Below are 16,112 nucleotides of genomic sequence, written 5' to 3' on the forward strand. Positions count from 1 at the left end.
GGGCGGAGACGGCGCGCGAGCGGCCGACAACGGCCTTGGCATCCGGCTTGACCGAGCCCTCGAGAACGAGACCGAAATCCTTGAAATGATTGGCGTGATCGAGCACCTCGGCCGAGCGCAGCAGCGCCTTTGTGGGTATGCAGCCCCAGTTCAGGCAGATGCCGCCCATATGCTCACGCTCGACGATCGCCGTCTTAAGGCCGAGCTGGCTGGCGCGGATGGCGGCGACATAGCCGCCCGGGCCCGAGCCGATGATGATGACGTCGTAGGATTCAGCCATGTGTGTCCTGCCCTTTGTTACGCTGCGCTGCGGGTCATGAGCACCCACGCGTGGCTCTTGCTGTTTTCGAAGAGCGGCACGGCATCGGCGCGCGCAGCCTCCAGGAATCCGTTTCTTCCATAAAGCGACAGAGCCGCCTCGTTATCACTTGCGGTAATGAGACTGACGGGGCGGCGATCGGCCCTGTCGATCTGATCCTCCAGCAGTCTGCGTCCGATGCCGATGCCGCGCAGGTGGCGATAGACGCCGAGACTGCCGATGAACCAGCTTCCCACAACCGTTTTCTGCAAGGAGAGCATCGGCGCGGTCGCCGGGATCGTCGCCTCGATATTACCTATGCCGTCTTCCAGCGCATGGCCGATCGCCACACCTGCAACCTCGCCATAAGCCTCGGCGATGACGGCATCCCGCCAGCCGCCAACGGCCTCCTCCTCGCCCATCTTCAGCCGCCCCCGCTCCAAGGGCGTGTCACTCACCCCATGCGCGACATCGGCGAACCAGAGCCAGGAGGCAAAACCGTGCGAGGCAATATCCGCCAGGATCGCCAGCTCCGAGGCATCCCGCCGTGAGGCCTGCCGCAGGGCGATGAAGGCGGTCATACTCCTCAAATCCCCAGCATCATCCGCACGATCGATTCCAGCCCGCGCCCGAGCGAGCGCGTATTCTCCGCATCGAGGTGAATGCCGTCGATCGGTGTGGTCCTGGCGACGGAATTGCCGTCGAAGAAACCGCAGCCGAGTTCGTCGGCAAGATCACGATAAAGCGTTGCAAGCTTTGCCGATTCCTCGATGCCGCCCGGAAAGGATGCGGCGAAGGGCACATTGCCGGTCGCGCAGATCGCCGGCGGCGCTACGATCAGGATCTCCGGCCCGTCGAATTCGAAGGGCCAGGCATGGTTGCGGATCAGCCGCACGAGGCGGCTGATGCCCTGGCAGGCGGCAAAGGCCGAACCGGCCACGACCGGCTTCATGTCGTTGGTGCCGAGCAGGAGGATGACGAGATCGAGCGGCGCATGCGTCTGCAGGATCGTCGGCAGGATGCGCGCACCGTTGCGGTCGCAATCGGCGAGATGGTCGTCGAAAGCGGTCGTGCGGCCGTTGAGGCCTTCGGCGATGACACGCGCTTCGCTGCCGAGCGCGGCCTGAAGCACGCTCGGCCAGCGATTCTTGTACTCATGACGACCGATCGTCTCGGCGTCATAACCCCAGGTCAGCGAGTCGCCATAGCAAAGAACGGTCTTGGTCATTTCCGCCTCCGCTTGGCTATCAGACGAGCATGCCCATCGGGTTTTCGATGTAGCCCTTGAAGGCCTGGAGCAGCTCCGCGCCGAGCGCACCGTCGACGCAACGATGGTCGGTCGAGAGCGTGACGCTCATGACCGTGGCGATGGCCATCTCGCCGTTCTTGACGACGACCCGCTGCTCGCCGGCGCCGACCGCGAGGATCGTCGCATGCGGCGGATTGACGACAGCTGCGAAGTTCTTGACGCCCATCATGCCCATGTTCGAGACCGAGCTGGTGCCGCCCTGATATTCCTCGGGCTTCAGCTTGCGGTCCTTGGCCCGCTTGCCGAGATCGCGCATCTCGTTGGAGATGACAGACAGCGTCTTCTGCTCGGCCTTGCGGATGATCGGCGTGATGAGACCGCCGGGGATCGAGACGGCGACGCCGACATCGGCGTGCTTGTGCTTGACCATGTTGCTGTCGGTCCACGACACGTTGGCGTCTGGAACGTCGCGCAGCGCCAGCGCCATGGCCTTGATGACCATGTCGTTGACCGAGAGCTTGTAGGCCGGAGCGTTGTCCTTGCGGGGCGCCGCATCGTTCAGCTGGGCGCGCAGCGCCATCAGAGCATCGAGCTCGCAATCGACGCTGACGTAGAAATGCGGGATCGTCTGCTTGGACTCAACCAGGCGCCGGGCGATCGTCTTGCGCATGCCGTCATGCGGCACGAGCTCGTAGGAGCCCGGCTCGAATAGCTTGAGCACGGCCTCCTCGGAAGCGCCCTTCGGCGCTGCGGCGGCCGGAGCGGCAGCTGCAGCAGCCTGCGGCGCAGCAGCGGCCGGTGCTGGAGCAGCCTTGGCGCCACCGCCGGCAACGGCGGCTTCGACATCGCTCTTGACGACGCGGCCATGCGGGCCGGAGCCTGCGACCGCCGAAAGGTCGATGCCGGCTTCCCTCGCGAGCCTGCGGGCAAGCGGCGACGAGAAGGTGCGGTTGCCGCTTGATGAAACCGCCGCGGGTGCATTGGCAGGCGCCGGTGCGGCAGCCGGAGCGGACGGGGTCGGAGCCGGTGCAGCCTCGGCCTTCTCAGCCGGGGCGGCGTCAGCCTTCGCCGGAGCGGCGGAGCCCGCGCCGCTTGCGGCGGCGGCGACATCCTCGCCATCGGCGGCGAGAACGGCGATCAGCGCGTTGACCTTGACGCCTTCGGTGCCGGCGGCAACGACGAGCTTGGCAACCGTGCCTTCATCGACGGCTTCGACTTCCATCGTCGCCTTGTCGGTCTCGATCTCGGCGATCACATCGCCAGACTTGACCGTATCGCCTTCCTTGACCAGCCATTTGGAAAGATTGCCTTCTTCCATGGTCGGAGAGAGGGCGGGCATCGTGATATTGATCGGCATCGAGATACCCTCCCCTTATTTGTAGCAAACAGCCTTCACCGCATCGACGACTTCGCCGACGTTCGGAAGCGCCAGCTTTTCGAGATTGGCGGCGTAAGGCATCGGCACGTCCTTGCCCGCAATCGTCAGGATCGGCGCATCGAGATAGTCGAAGGCCTGCTGCATGACGCGGGTGGCGATTTCGGTGCCGACTGAGGACTGCGGATAACCTTCCTCGACGGTGACCAGGCGGCCGGTCTTCTTGACCGATGCGATGACCGTCGGAAGATCCATCGGGCGGATGGTGCGAAGATCGATAAGCTCGACGTCGATGCCGATCTTCTCGAGTTCGGCAACCGCCTTCGTCGCATAGGTCATGCCGATGCCGAAGGAGACGACGGTCACGTCCTTGCCCGAACGATGGATGCGGGCCTTGCCGATCGGCAGGACGAAATTATCGAGCTTCGGCACATCGAAATGCTGACCGTAGAGAATTTCGTTCTCCAGGAAGATCACCGGGTTCGGATCGCGGATGGCAGCCTTCAGCAGGCCCTTGGCGTCGGACGCCGTGTAGGGCATGACGACCTTCAGGCCGGGGATCGCGCTATACCAGGCGGCGTAATCCTGGCTGTGCTGGGCACCGACGCGGGCGGCCGCACCGTTCGGGCCGCGGAAGACGATCGGAGCGCCCATCTGGCCGCCGGACATGTAGAGCGTCTTGGCGGCCGAGTTGATGATGTGGTCGATCGCCTGCATGGCGAAGTTGAAGGTCATGAATTCGACGATCGGGCGAAGGCCGGCCATGGCGGCGCCGACGCCGACGCCGGCGAAGCCGTGCTCGGTGATCGGCGTATCGATGACGCGGCGGGGGCCGAATTCCTGCAGCAGGCCCTGGGTGACCTTATACGCGCCCTGATATTCGGCGACTTCCTCGCCCATGACGAAGACGTCGTCGCTGGCGCGCATTTCTTCGGCCATGGCGTCGCGGAGCGCTTCGCGCACGGTCATCGACACCATTTCGGTGCCGGCGGGGATTTCGGGGTCGTTCGGAACGGCAGCCTTGGGCTCTGCGGGAACGGGAGTAGCAACCGAACCGCTGTTGGTCGGCTTTTCTTCCTGAGCAGCGACCGGAGCCGGCTGAGCAGTAGCAGGAGCGGCGGAAATCGCGTCGGCCGATTCGCCATCCTGCAGCAGCACGGCAATCTTGGTGTTGACCTTGACGCCTTCGGTGCCGGCATCGACGAGCAGCTTGCCGATGACGCCTTCGTCGACGGCTTCAACTTCCATCGTCGCCTTGTCGGTTTCGATTTCGGCAATCACGTCGCCTGAGGTGACCTTGTCACCTTCCTGCTTCAGCCATTTGGACAGCGTGCCTTCTTCCATGGTCGGAGAGAGGGCGGGCATGAGGATATCGATAGGCATGGGTTCCCTCCCCCGATTAGAGCAGAATGTCGGTGTAGAGCTCGGATGCATCCGGCTCCGGATCGGCCTGGGCGAAATCGGCGCTGTCGGCGACAATGTCGCGGACATCCTTGTCGATCGCCTTCAGATCGTCTTCGGAGGCCCAGCCCTTTTCGATGAGGCGCGCCTTCACCTGCTCGATCGGGTCCTGCTCGGAGCGCATCTTCTGCACTTCTTCCTTCGAGCGGTATTTCGCCGGATCGGACATGGAGTGGCCGCGATAACGATAGGTCAGCATTTCGAGAATGATCGGGCCCTTGCCGGAGCGGCAATGCTCGAGCGCCTCGTCAGCGGCCGCCTTGACGGCGCGAACGTCCATGCCGTCGACCTGGATGCCGGGAATGCCGAAGCCGGATCCGCGCAGCGAGTAGTTCGACTGTGCGGTGGCGCGGGCGGTCGAAGTGCCCATGGCGTAACGGTTGTTCTCGACGATATAGACGATCGGCAGCTTCCAGAGAGCCGCCATGTTGAAGCTCTCGTAGACTTGGCCCTGGTTGGCAGCACCATCGCCGAAATAGGCGATCGAGACGTTGCCGTTGCCGCGGTAATGGTTGGCAAAGGCCAGACCGGTACCGAGAGAAACCTGGGCGCCGACGATGCCGTGACCGCCGTAGAAATGCTTCTCTTTCGAGAACATGTGCATCGAGCCGCCCTTCCCGTGGGAATAGCCGCTGCGGCACCCGGTCAGTTCCGCCATGACGCCGCGCGCTTCCATGCCGGTTGCCAGCATGTGGCCGTGATCGCGATAGGCGGTGATGACCTGGTCACCTTCCTTCTGCGCCATTTGCATACCGACGACGACAGCTTCCTGACCGATGTAGAGGTGGCAGAAGCCGCCGATGAAGCCCATACCGTAGAGCTGACCGGCCTTCTCCTCGAAGCGGCGGATCAGCAGCATCTCGCGATAGGCCTTGAGCTCCTCGTCGCGATCAAAGTCGGCGACAGGGCCTCCGTTCGATGCTTTCGCTGCAGGTTTTGCTGATGTTTTCCGGCTGGAAACCGTCGCGGTCTTTCGCGGCGCCATTCAACCCTCCCTATGGTTTGTCGGTTCTCGGTGCCGCGTACCATAGGGAAGAAACATGACCACAGCAATGCCATAATTGCATGGCTCGTATTCGGCACTAAACTATTGGAAATACATCGAAAATTCCAATTAACCGAATTCCGGTTAATTGGAATAATGATTGAATATGACGATCTCGTCCGCGCGCGACATATTGAGTTGATAGCGCGCTTTTTCGTCCAGCATATCTTTGTCGAGCGAGCCATCACTCAGCAGCGCGACTTGATTTTCCAGATGTTCGCGCTTCGCCTTCAAGATCGCAAGCTCTTTTTCACGCGCGACACGCTGGTGCTCGAACGTCTCCGTTGCGCGCAGGCCGTAATCGCCGTGAATGCAATGATAGCCGAAATAGGAGAGGAAGGCGACCGTCATGGCCGGAATGACGAAGCGGCCGAATTTTCTCTTCTTATGATGCTTTGTCCACATACACGCATGCTCTTGAACGCATTACCAATTCGTTCAGCATAACGCCCAGAGATTAACCGTTCGTTGACCGTAAAAACGGGCAACAAAAAACCCGCGCCGAGAGGGCGCGGGTCAAATTGTCGAAAGCAGATTCGATCAGCCGCGGATGATCGAGCGGCCGGCATACTGGGCCTGGGGGCCGAGGCCTTCCTCGATGCGGATCAGCTGGTTGTACTTGGCGAGGCGGTCGGAACGCGACAGCGAGCCGGTCTTGATCTGGCCGCAGTTGGTGGCGACCGCGAGGTCGGCGATGGTCGAATCTTCGGTTTCGCCGGAGCGGTGCGACATGACGGCTGTGTAGGCTGCCTTGTGCGCCGTGTTGACGGCGTCGAGCGTTTCCGTCAGCGAACCGATCTGGTTGACCTTGACGAGGATCGAGTTGGCGACGCCCATGCGGATGCCGTCGCGCAGGCGGGCGGAGTTGGTGACGAAGAGATCGTCGCCGACGAGCTGGGTCTTCTTGCCGGTCAGGTCGGTCAGCGTCTTCCAGCCGTCCCAGTCGTCTTCGGCCATGCCGTCCTCGATCGAGATGATCGGGTACTTGGCGGCGAGTTCGGCCAGGTATTCGGCCATGGCGCCCGATTCGAGCGTGCGGCCTTCACCTTCGAGAACGTATTTGCCGTCCTTGAAGAACTCGGTCGAGGCGCAATCGAGGCCGAGGTAGATGTCCTCACCCGGCTTGTAGCCGGCTTTCTCGACCGACTTCATGATGAAGTCGAGGGCTTCCGAAGCGCTCTTCAGGCCCGGTGCGAAACCGCCTTCGTCACCGACATTAGTGTTGTGGCCCTGCGCTGCCAGTTCCTTGCGCAGCGTATGGAAGACTTCCGAACCCATACGCACGGCTTCGGCGATCGTATCGGCGCCGACCGGCAGAATCATGAATTCCTGGAAATCGATCGGATTGTCGGCATGGGCGCCGCCGTTGATGATGTTCATCATCGGCACCGGCAAGAGGCTCGCGGAAGCGCCGCCGACATAACGGTAGAGCGGCAGGCCGGAGGCCTGGGCGGCAGCCTTGGCGACGGCCAGCGACACGCCGAGGATGGCGTTGGCGCCGAGGCGCGACTTGTTCGGCGTGCCGTCCAGCTCGATCATGATGTTGTCGATCTGGATCTGGTTTTCGGCATCGATGCCGCCGATCGCGTCGAAGATCTCGGTATTGGCCGCATCGACCGCCTTTTGCACGCCCTTGCCGAGGTAGCGCTTGCCGCCGTCGCGCAGCTCGACTGCCTCATGCGCGCCGGTCGAGGCACCCGAGGGAACGGCCGCGCGGCCCATGCTGCCGTCTTCGAGATAGACATCGACTTCGACGGTGGGGTTGCCACGGCTATCGAGAATCTCGCGGGCGATGATATCGGTGATTGCAGTCATGGGTTCTTCCTGCTCGGTGGGTGATCAATCGTTCGAAGCCTGTCATAATCGAAGGCGTGCAAATTACAATGGCGCATTGCGGCACCCTCGACCTGCATGTCCGATCGTCGCTATAGCACGAACATGTCAGGCTTTTGACTGTCAGCCCTTGGCGACGGCGTCGAAGGCCAGCAGCTTTTCCAGAAGCCGCGGCATGTCCTTGAGATAGACCATGTTCGGGCCGTCGGACGGTGCGTTGTCGGGGTCCTGGTGGGTTTCGACGAAAACGCCGGCAATACCGGTCGCCACCGCTGCGCGCGCCAACGTTTCCACGAATTCCCGCTGACCGCCGGAAGAATCGCCCTGCCCGCCCGGCTGGGCCACGGAATGGGTGGCATCGAAGACGACGGGGGCGCCCATCGACGCCATGATCGGCAGCGAGCGCATGTCGGAAACCAGAGTGTTGTAACCGAAGGAGGCGCCGCGTTCGCAGAGCAGCACGTTCGGGTTGCCGCTGGCGTTGAGCTTCTTCAGCACATTCTTCATGTCCCAAGGGGCAAGAAACTGGCCCTTCTTGACATTGACCGCGCGGCCGGTCTCGGCGGCGGCGATCAGAAGGTCGGTCTGGCGGCAGAGGAAGGCCGGGATCTGCAGGACATCGACCACCTTTGCCACTTCGGCGCATTGCTCCGCGGTGTGAACGTCGGTCAGGACGGGAAAGCCGAACTCCTTCTTGAGATCGGCAAAGACCTGCATGCCCTTTTCAAGGCCGATGCCGCGCTCGGCCGAAAGCGAGGTCCGGTTCGCCTTATCGAAGGAACTCTTGTAGACGAGGCCGATGCCGAGCTTTGCACAGAGCTCCTTCAGCGTGCCGGCAACCATGAAGGCATGGTCGCGGCTCTCCATCTGGCAAGGGCCGGCAATCAGCGACAGGCGGCCGGTATTGGAAAAGGTGACCTGGCCTGCGCCCTCGCCGATCCTGACTTCCGAATTCGTATCAGTGCTCATCATCTTTCCTCGAAGGCGAAAAGCGTGCCCTGCCCGGGTGCCGGCTTCACCAGAATGCGATTGTTCTTGCGCGTGTATGTCACTCCGTTAGCAGCCAAATGCGCTTCTGTCACGGCAAGATCGGCAACAGCGAAGAGGATAGCCCGGCCGCGCAGGCCGCGATCGGCGGAGGAGACGGCAACCTCGAAATAGGCCTCCAGCCCTTCCGGCGTCATCAGGGTGATTTTCGCATTCGGCGCCGCGATATTGACGCCGAAACCGGTTTTCTCGACGGCCGATTGCGCCATGGCAAGGCTGACGAAGCCGGCAAAGGCGGCGGCATCAGGCGCGCAGAGCGCGATCTCGGCGATGCCGGTGACGCCATTGGCATGCGTCTCCAGCGCGCCGCGGTCGGCCGGCAATGGATTGATGCGCTGGCAGGTGAAGAGAAGGAAATCGGGTGCCCGCAGATCACCCGCAAAGGCCAGTTTGAAGCTGCCGACGCTCTTAGAGCCGTCCGGCATTTTCATCGCCCGGCTGAACTCCAGCATGTCGCCGGCGTTCAATCCGCCTGCAATGAAGCTTTGATGGTCGAGGCCGGCATCTTCAGTGCCGAAAACCACCGCCGAAAGCCCTTCCTCGCCGCAACGGAAGCGGAAGGCCCGGTTGCGGGCGGTGAAGACATTGCCTTGCCGCGCTGATGCCTCGGTCTCCTCGACGCTCGCGATACCGAGCGGCTCCAGATAGGTCTTGTCGGCAAAGAAGACGCAGGCATTCTCCGTTCCGAAGGGATGGCGGGCATCGGCGGCAACGGTGAAGCCGAGCTTGCCGAGCCTTTCGCGCGCCAGATCGATATTGACGACGGGCAGCACGACATGATCCAGCGGGTGCGGCTTGGCGGAATGCGTGTTCATGATATCCCCTCCTGCAATCGCGAAGAGATGTGCGACGGCGCCATCCTCAATGCAAGACATGTGTGCCAATCCGGCGAATGAAAATAAAAATCTCAACGAGTTGGCGCCAAGTTTTACGGAAATTTAGCTACTTGCGGAACACATATGGAACATATAGTGTCTGTTCTGGATTTGTTTCAATCAGGGGTCACACGTCGATGCTCACGCGCAAACAACAGGAGCTTCTCCTTTTCATTCACGAGCGCATGAAAGAATCCGGCATTCCGCCCTCTTTCGACGAGATGAAGGATGCCCTGGATCTGGCCTCGAAATCCGGCATTCACCGGCTGATCACAGCACTCGAGGAACGCGGTTTCATTCGCCGCCTACCGAACCGCGCCCGGGCGCTCGAGGTCATCAAGCTTCCCGAGGCCTACAGCCCCAGCATCCAGCCCCGGCGCGGCTTTTCGCCGAGCGTCATCGAGGGCAGCCTCGGCAAGCCCCAGCCTGTCGCCGCCCCCGCGCCTGTCAAACCCGTCGCCGACAACGGCAACTCGGTCTCGGTGCCAGTCATGGGCCGAATCGCTGCCGGTGTTCCGATCTCGGCGATCCAGAACAACACGCACGACATCGTCGTTCCCTCAGACATGCTCGGCTCCGGTGAACATTACGCGCTGGAGGTGAAAGGCGATTCGATGATCGACGCCGGCATTTTCGACGGCGACACGGTGATCATCCGCAACGGCAGCACCGCAAGTCCCGGCGACATCGTCGTCGCCCTGGTCGACGACGAGGAAGCGACGCTGAAGCGCTTCCGGCGCAAGGGCGCCTCGATCGCGCTTGAAGCGGCCAACCCGGCTTACGAGACCCGGATCTTCGGACCGGACCGCGTCAAGGTGCAGGGCAAGCTCGTCGGCCTCATTCGCCGCTATCACTGACGCTGGACGGGCCGGTTTCGGCAAAACTGTTGCTGCGCCAGTCATAGGCACGTTGGCGCATCCACGGCCGCGACAGGCTCTCGAATGCGGTTGCGGCTTCCAGGCCGGCAGCCGCGAAGCGCAATTCGACGGAACCGGTCCTGCGCAATGTCTCACCGGTGAAGAGCGTCGCGCCTGAGCGGCAGCTGTTGAAACGCAGGCGGACAGCCGTCACGACAATATCGGCCGCATCGCAGGCCGGACCGAGATAGGCGGCATTGTCGATGACCGTTACCACGCGGCCATTGCCAAGCCTTGATGTGCACCAGGCCTTCTTGACGCAGGAAAAGCGGTTTGCTTCGCCGCCCGCGGCCGCCGCCCGCATCGCCGTCCTCGCTTCGTTCTGTTGATCGCCGGAAAGCCTGACGCGGCGGTCTTCTCCCTCCGGCGGGATAGCGGGGCCGTCCAGCATCTTCGGCGGGTGATGGGTCGGCAGGACCAGCGCTCTCTGCCACTGGTCGAAGATGAAATCCGGCGGGTTTTCACGGTTGGAAGCCATTGCCGCCCCTGCAACGAGCGCGACCAGGCTGCCATCCTCCGAAATCACCAGATCCGGCGGCCGGGGGACCGGCAGAACCAGCAGGATGAGCGTCGAGACGGCGAGGATCAATGTACCGACATGGCGCAGCCGGGTGCGCAGCAGCGTCAGCAGCAGGAAGCCTGCCACGGCCACGGCGAAATACCAAGCGGGCAAACGGCCGACGCCGATATCGCCGCCCCAGCCGGACACCGTCTTGGCGACAGCGATCACCAGGTCGAGGCCGAAGCCGACCACCTCCCAGAGTGGAGCGTCCAGACCGAACGGCATCAGCAACATCGCCAGCAGCCCGGCCGGCATGACGATGAAGGAGATGATCGGCATCGTCGCGAGGTTTGCCGGCAGGCCGTAAGCGGTCAGCCGATGAAAATGCTCGATCGAAAACAGCGCCGTGGAAAAACCGCCGATCAGCGAGGTCAGTAGGACACCGCCGAAGAAACCGGCGACGGCCACGACCGGCCGGAAGATCGGCAGCTTGAGCAAGGCGTTTTCGCGGATGCGCCGGTCCTTCCACAGCTGATAGCCCGATACCAGTGCCAATGTGGCGGCAAAGGACATCTGGAAGCTCGGCCCCAAGACTTCGGAGGGTGAAATGACGATGATGACCAGCGCCGAAAGAACGACATTGCGCAGGCTGATCGACGGCCGATCGAAGAAGACGGCAATCAGCATGATGGCCATCATGATGAAGGCGCGTTCGGCCGAGACACCGAAGCCGGAGATCAGGAAGTAGGCGGTGACGGCAATGAGCGCGCCTGATGCGGCGATCTTCTTCGTCGGATAGGCCTGAGCGACAACAGGAAAGAGGCTGAGCAGCATGCGGAAGCCGACGAAGAAAATGCCGGCCGACAGCGCCATGTTGAGACCCGAGATCGCGACGATATGGGCTAGGCCCGACTGGCGCAGCGCCTCCGTCGTCGCATTCGAAATGGCGCGCCGCTCGTCGGTCACCAGCGCGGCGGCGAAGGCGCCGGTGTCGCCGGGCAGGATCGACCGTATGCGGTCGCCGATGCTGCTGCGCAGCCGGTAAAGCCATTCGAGCAGCGCTTCCGACGTCGATCTTGCCGCTTGCGGACCCGCCTCCAAATCCTTCTCCGGAGCGCCATAGAAGAAGCCGTTGGCGCCGATGCCGTCGAAATAGGCGCCGAAGGAGAAGTCGTTGAGTTCGGGAAGTGCGGGGCCTGAGGGCGGCGTCAGCCGTGCCCTGCCGGTGACAATGTCGCCGATCTCGAAAGGCGTGTCGGCGCCGCGGACAATCGCGGTTATGCGCCCCGGCGACCGCTTCAACTCCGGCGCTTCAGTGCCGGTGACGGCAAGAATGTAGCGCCAGCGCCCACGGCCGTCGCCTTCGCGCCGTTCAACACGGCCGGTCACCGTCGTCGTCACCGAGGAATCGAGGATAACGGTCGAAGCCCGCCAGTTCTCGAACTGTGCGCAGAGCATGCCGCAGACCACAAGTGCCAGCGCCAGCAGCGTTGCCCGCAATGCCCTCCGGCTGCGGCCGGTCATCAGAACAGCGATCGTCAGCACCGACAGCGAGAGCAGCGATGCAAAAAGCGGAAAATCGGATGCCGCGAGAAACCAGAAGGCTGCGCCGGCGCCAAGGAAGACCGGTGAAAGCAGCAGCAGGCGGCCGTGATCTGCCTCCTCACCCAGCATGTGCTTGCAGGCCCGCAGCGAATGCCGGGCAGCAGCCGGCAGCCGGTGGCGCCAGGGTGTCGCCGACTGCGTCCTTGCCGGTCGCGCCACCACGGCAGGCGGAGAAAAACCGGAGGAGCCGGCTGAGCCGGCGCCAGCTTCCGGCCGCAATTCGACTGTCGTCAGTTCCTGCATACGCCGCCCAAGGTCACCCGCGAAGGCGGTCAGAATGCAACCTCCAATCAAATCCGGCAAGAATAATCGATTGAAATATGAGGGAAAATCGCGAGCGCCAAAAGGCCAGTCGAATCATTGGTTTCCGATATGCGCGCTGCTCATCGCTGCAGTGCCTAAAAGGTGATACCGCAATGCACAAAATGCCGTCACGGTAACTTGGCATTAGCTTCGCGATCATATAGCTATCGGTGAGGACGCTTAACCCCTATGGCGCTTTTATGGCGCCACCGCCATTTCGGAGGATCAGCATGACGGATCAAAGCGCTACAATAAAAATCGGTGACAAATCTGTCGACCTAGCCGTCAAGAGCGGCACGATCGGCCCGAGCGTCATCGATATCGGTGCTCTCTACAAGAACACCGCTTCCTTCACCTACGATCCGGGTTTCACCTCGACCGCATCCTGTGAATCTAAGATCACCTACATCGACGGCGACGAAGGGGTGCTGCTGCACCGCGGCTATCCGATCGAGCAGCTGGCCGAGCATGGCGACTTCCTCGAAGTCTGCTATCTGCTTCTCTACGGCGAACTGCCGACCACCGCGCAGAAGAAGGATTTCGATTACCGCGTCACGCACCACACCATGGTGCACGAGCAGATGAGCCGCTTCTTCACCGGCTTCCGCCGCGATGCGCATCCGATGGCCGTCATGTGCGGCTGCGTCGGCGCGCTGTCGGCTTTCTATCACGACTCCACTGATATCACCGATCCGCACCAGCGCATGGTCGCCAGCCTGCGCATGATCGCCAAGATGCCGACGCTTGCCGCCATGGCCTACAAGTATCATATCGGCCAGCCCTTCGTTTACCCGAAGAACGATCTCGACTACGCATCGAACTTCCTGCGCATGTGCTTTGCCGTGCCTTGCGAGGAATATGTGGTCAATCCGGTGCTTGCCCGCGCCATGGACCGCATCTTCATCCTGCATGCCGATCACGAGCAGAACGCCTCGACCTCGACCGTCCGTCTTGCCGGTTCGTCGGGTGCCAACCCGTTCGCCTGCATCGCGGCCGGCATCGCCTGCCTCTGGGGCCCTGCCCATGGCGGCGCCAACGAAGCAGCGCTCAACATGCTGAATGAAATCGGCTCGGTCGACCACATTCCAGAATATATTGCCCGCGCCAAGGACAAGAACGATCCGTTCCGCCTGATGGGCTTCGGTCACCGCGTCTACAAGAACTATGATCCGCGCGCCAAGATCATGCAGAAGACGACGCATGAGGTGCTCGGCGAGCTCGGCATCAAGGACGATCCGTTGCTCGAAGTGGCGATGGAGCTGGAGCGTATCGCGCTCACTGATGAATATTTCATCGAAAAGAAGCTCTATCCCAACATCGACTTCTATTCCGGCATCACGCTGAAGGCGCTGGGCTTCCCCACGACCATGTTCACCGTGCTCTTCGCGCTGGCCCGCACCGTCGGCTGGATCGCGCAGTGGAACGAGATGATCGAGGATCCGGAACAGCGCATCGGCCGCCCGCGCCAGCTCTATGTCGGCGAACCGAAGCGCGACTACATCCCGGTTTCGAAGCGCTGACCGCTTCGGCCAATCGGCTCAAAAGAAAACCCGGTCAGAACTGACCGGGTTTTTTCTTTTTCAGCACGTCGAGAAGGATTTCGGCGGCATGTTCGCCCGGTGGTTTTTCGGTCTGCATGCGCTGCCAGATGAGATCATAGCCTTCCTTCATCGCCTTGAGCTGGTAGGTGTCGGCCGACAGCCTCTCCATCCAGCGAGCGAGACTGGCGCCGCGAACGATATCGTTCAGATATTCCGGCACGACCGCGTAATCGGCAATCAGGTTTGGCAGCGCGCCGGTCCAGGTCTTGATGGCCGACGTCAGCAGCCGCATGATCCAGTCGACCTTGTAGGCGGAGACGACGGGAACATCGGCCAACGCCAGTTCGAGAATGACGGTTCCGGATGCCGCCATAGCGGCGTCGGCTTCCGCGAAGGCCTGCCATTTTGCTTCAGCGCCGACAACGATCTCCGGCTTGACCGCCCAGTTCGCCGTCAATTGGCGGACCAACGCTTGCCTGTGCGTCACCGTCGGCAGAATAAATCGCATCGGTCCGTTGCGGGCGACAAGTTCGCTGGCCGCCACCTCGAAATGCGGCAGGAGATTCTGGATTTCGGAGGAGCGTGAGCCGGGCAGAAGCAGGATCGTGCAATTGCCGGGCTGCCTGCCGGCGCGAAGGCGCCGGGTCTCCAGCAGCGATGGGTCGGCCGTCAGGCGATGGCCGACATAGGTGGTTGCCGGCCCGCCGAGGCGCTGCATCGTCGCCGGCTCGAACGGCAGGACGGCGAGCACATGATCGACATAGGCAAGCATGCGCGTGGCGCGATATTCCTTCCAGGCCCAGACGCTCGGACAGACATAATTGACGACGGGCAGATCGGGCAGCGCCGTGCGGACGCGTTTTGCGACGCGATGGGTGAAATCCGGGCTGTCGATAATGAGGAGAATGTCGGGCCTTGCAGCGATGATGGCGGCGGTCGTGCGACGGATCAGCGTATAGAGCTTCGGCAGCCGGCTCAGCACCTGGGTGATGCCCATGATCGACAGCTCGGAGAAATCGAACAGGGATTGCAAGCCCTCCGCCTGCAGTCCTTCGCCACCGACGCCGACAAGTTCCACCGGTCCCGAATGAATCCGCTTCAGGGCGGCGATGAGATCGGCGCCGAGCAGATCACCCGACACCTCGCCGGCAATGACGGCAATCTTCAGCGGCGCCCCGTTCATGCGAGCCCCCATGCCGGCAGCCCGCGATCGATGCCGCAGACAAATAGCCCCGCCTCATCGGCGGCCTGGATGACGGCGGCGCGATCGAGCACCAGCGAGCGGCCTGCCTCCACCGCGATGCCGCCGAGACCGGCTTTTTTTGCGTTCAGAACAGTGGAAATGCCGATCGCCGGCAGGTCGGCGCGGATATCCTGTTGCGGCTTGCAGAGTTTGACAAGCGCGCCGCGGCGCCGCGGCGAGATGCGCCCGGCGGCTCTGAGACCTGCGACACGGTCCAGCATCTCATCCGTGCCCTCGACACCCTCGAGCGCCACGACACGCCCGCCGATGCTGACAGCGCCCTGCCCGACATCGAGCCGGCCGAGCATGTCCGCGGCTTCGGCGGCGCGGCGGATATCGCGCCGGTCTTCGTCACCCGGCGTTGCTGCACCAAGCGGACCGACGGAGGCAAGCAGATCGGGGGCGATTTCATGGGCGCCGACAACGCGGCGGCCGTTTCCCTCGATCAGCCGGATGACCATCTGCAGAACGGTGTCGTCGCCACCGGAGAGCAGCGTGCGGATGGCGGCCGGGACCTTCATCAATATGCGCAGCGTCGGGCGCACCTCGCGCCATTCCGGCCGGCGGGCCACGCTGCCCGACATCACGACACGGCCGACGCCATAACGGTTGAATAGCCCATCGAGAGCGGCGAAATCGCCGATGCCGATGACGGCGTGGTCATAGCCTTCCCAGCGCCGGTCGCTCTCGTCCTTCAGGGCGACGATGACGGGATTTTCACCCGCCGCACGCGCAGCTTCGGCGACATAGGAAGGCAGGAGACCACCGCCGGCAATGATCGCCAGCCGGCCCGCAGCGGTGTCGCCCGATAAAGTCAC

At 62.6% G+C, this 16,112-nt stretch carries 15 protein-coding genes; 2 read left to right on the forward strand and 13 right to left on the reverse strand.

The window, feature by feature from the left end; genetic code table 11:
* The 10 genes from AF337_RS31210 to AF337_RS31255 form a co-directional block, all read right to left on the reverse strand.
* Positions 1-280: FAD-dependent oxidoreductase (locus tag AF337_RS31210; protein ID WP_152971260.1), on the reverse strand; the 280-nt coding region annotated here is incomplete at its 3' end.
* A gap of 17 nt (positions 281-297) precedes the next feature.
* Positions 298-879, reverse strand: a complete 582-nt coding sequence (locus tag AF337_RS31215) for a GNAT family N-acetyltransferase (RefSeq protein WP_049735199.1) — start codon at positions 877-879, stop codon at positions 298-300.
* 5 nt (positions 880-884) lie between these two features.
* Complete coding sequence (locus AF337_RS31220) at positions 885-1,526, reverse strand: SGNH/GDSL hydrolase family protein (protein WP_049735200.1); 642 nt, start codon at positions 1,524-1,526, stop codon at positions 885-887.
* Between the two features lie 19 nt (positions 1,527-1,545).
* A complete protein-coding gene (locus AF337_RS31225) occupies positions 1,546-2,904 on the reverse strand; it encodes a pyruvate dehydrogenase complex dihydrolipoamide acetyltransferase (RefSeq protein ID WP_049735201.1) in 1,359 nt (452 codons plus the stop codon).
* 15 nt (positions 2,905-2,919) lie between these two features.
* Complete coding sequence (locus AF337_RS31230) at positions 2,920-4,305, reverse strand: pyruvate dehydrogenase complex E1 component subunit beta (protein WP_049735202.1); 1,386 nt, start codon at positions 4,303-4,305, stop codon at positions 2,920-2,922.
* Positions 4,306-4,321: 16 nt separating this feature from the next.
* Positions 4,322-5,368: a pyruvate dehydrogenase (acetyl-transferring) E1 component subunit alpha gene (gene pdhA / locus AF337_RS31235; RefSeq protein WP_049735203.1), complete on the reverse strand. Its 1,047-nt coding sequence runs from the start codon at positions 5,366-5,368 to the stop codon at positions 4,322-4,324.
* A gap of 144 nt (positions 5,369-5,512) precedes the next feature.
* Positions 5,513-5,833 (reverse strand): FtsB family cell division protein, encoded by a 321-nt coding sequence (locus tag AF337_RS31240; RefSeq protein ID WP_049735204.1) that lies wholly within the window; start codon positions 5,831-5,833, stop codon positions 5,513-5,515.
* A gap of 135 nt (positions 5,834-5,968) precedes the next feature.
* Positions 5,969-7,243, reverse strand: coding sequence for a phosphopyruvate hydratase (eno, locus tag AF337_RS31245; RefSeq protein ID WP_003573349.1), 1,275 nt, complete (start codon positions 7,241-7,243; stop codon positions 5,969-5,971).
* A 141-nt stretch (positions 7,244-7,384) separates the two neighbouring features.
* The gene (gene kdsA, locus AF337_RS31250) at positions 7,385-8,230 is read right to left on the reverse strand and encodes a 3-deoxy-8-phosphooctulonate synthase (protein ID WP_003579065.1); all 846 of its coding nucleotides are present in this window, start codon (positions 8,228-8,230) and stop codon (positions 7,385-7,387) included.
* A complete protein-coding gene (locus AF337_RS31255) occupies positions 8,230-9,123 on the reverse strand; it encodes a VOC family protein (RefSeq protein WP_049735242.1) in 894 nt (297 codons plus the stop codon). Before AF337_RS31255 ends, kdsA begins: the two co-directional genes overlap by 1 nt.
* A 197-nt stretch (positions 9,124-9,320) precedes the next feature.
* On the opposite strand from AF337_RS31255, the gene lexA reads away from it, so the two are divergent.
* Positions 9,321-10,040, forward strand: coding sequence for a transcriptional repressor LexA (gene lexA / locus AF337_RS31260; protein ID WP_049735205.1), 720 nt, complete (start codon positions 9,321-9,323; stop codon positions 10,038-10,040).
* Here lexA and AF337_RS31265 read toward each other — a convergent pair.
* Positions 10,021-12,450, reverse strand: coding sequence for a ComEC/Rec2 family competence protein (locus tag AF337_RS31265; RefSeq protein ID WP_049735206.1), 2,430 nt, complete (start codon positions 12,448-12,450; stop codon positions 10,021-10,023). The genes lexA and AF337_RS31265 overlap by 20 nt on opposite strands.
* 290 nt (positions 12,451-12,740) lie before the next feature.
* On the opposite strand from AF337_RS31265, the gene gltA reads away from it, so the two are divergent.
* A complete protein-coding gene (gene gltA / locus AF337_RS31270; RefSeq protein ID WP_049735207.1) occupies positions 12,741-14,030 on the forward strand; it encodes a citrate synthase in 1,290 nt (429 codons plus the stop codon).
* A gap of 34 nt (positions 14,031-14,064) precedes the next feature.
* Here the strand turns inward: gltA and lpxB are convergent, their stop codons facing one another.
* On the reverse strand, positions 14,065-15,234 hold the full coding sequence (gene lpxB, locus AF337_RS31275) for a lipid-A-disaccharide synthase (protein ID WP_049735208.1): 1,170 nt from the start codon (positions 15,232-15,234) through the stop codon (positions 14,065-14,067).
* Positions 15,231-16,112 (reverse strand): LpxI family protein, encoded by an 882-nt coding sequence (locus AF337_RS31280; protein WP_049735209.1) that lies wholly within the window; start codon positions 16,110-16,112, stop codon positions 15,231-15,233. The genes lpxB and AF337_RS31280 overlap by 4 nt, the downstream gene beginning before the upstream one ends.

The sequence above is a fragment of the Rhizobium ecuadorense genome (assembly GCF_001187535.1).
Taxonomy (GTDB): Bacteria; Pseudomonadota; Alphaproteobacteria; order Rhizobiales; family Rhizobiaceae; genus Rhizobium; species Rhizobium ecuadorense.

Bases quoted from the DNA above. Each gene is read 5' to 3' on its own strand.
- AF337_RS31215 (WP_049735199.1), bottom strand. From the start codon at position 879: ATGACCGCCTTCATCGCCCTGCGGCAGGCCTCACGGCGGGATGCCTCG.
- AF337_RS31220 (WP_049735200.1), bottom strand. From the start codon at position 1,526: ATGACCAAGACCGTTCTTTGCTATGGCGACTCGCTGACCTGGGGTTAT.
- AF337_RS31225 (WP_049735201.1), bottom strand. From the start codon at position 2,904: ATGCCGATCAATATCACGATGCCCGCCCTCTCTCCGACCATGGAAGAA.
- AF337_RS31230 (WP_049735202.1), bottom strand. From the start codon at position 4,305: ATGCCTATCGATATCCTCATGCCCGCCCTCTCTCCGACCATGGAAGAA.
- pdhA (WP_049735203.1), bottom strand. From the start codon at position 5,368: ATGGCGCCGCGAAAGACCGCGACGGTTTCCAGCCGGAAAACATCAGCA.
- AF337_RS31240 (WP_049735204.1), bottom strand. From the start codon at position 5,833: ATGTGGACAAAGCATCATAAGAAGAGAAAATTCGGCCGCTTCGTCATT.
- eno (WP_003573349.1), bottom strand. From the start codon at position 7,243: ATGACTGCAATCACCGATATCATCGCCCGCGAGATTCTCGATAGCCGT.
- kdsA (WP_003579065.1), bottom strand. From the start codon at position 8,230: ATGAGCACTGATACGAATTCGGAAGTCAGGATCGGCGAGGGCGCAGGC.
- AF337_RS31255 (WP_049735242.1), bottom strand. From the start codon at position 9,123: ATGAACACGCATTCCGCCAAGCCGCACCCGCTGGATCATGTCGTGCTG.
- lexA (WP_049735205.1), top strand. From the start codon at position 9,321: ATGCTCACGCGCAAACAACAGGAGCTTCTCCTTTTCATTCACGAGCGC.
- AF337_RS31265 (WP_049735206.1), bottom strand. From the start codon at position 12,450: ATGCAGGAACTGACGACAGTCGAATTGCGGCCGGAAGCTGGCGCCGGC.
- gltA (WP_049735207.1), top strand. From the start codon at position 12,741: ATGACGGATCAAAGCGCTACAATAAAAATCGGTGACAAATCTGTCGAC.
- lpxB (WP_049735208.1), bottom strand. From the start codon at position 15,234: ATGAACGGGGCGCCGCTGAAGATTGCCGTCATTGCCGGCGAGGTGTCG.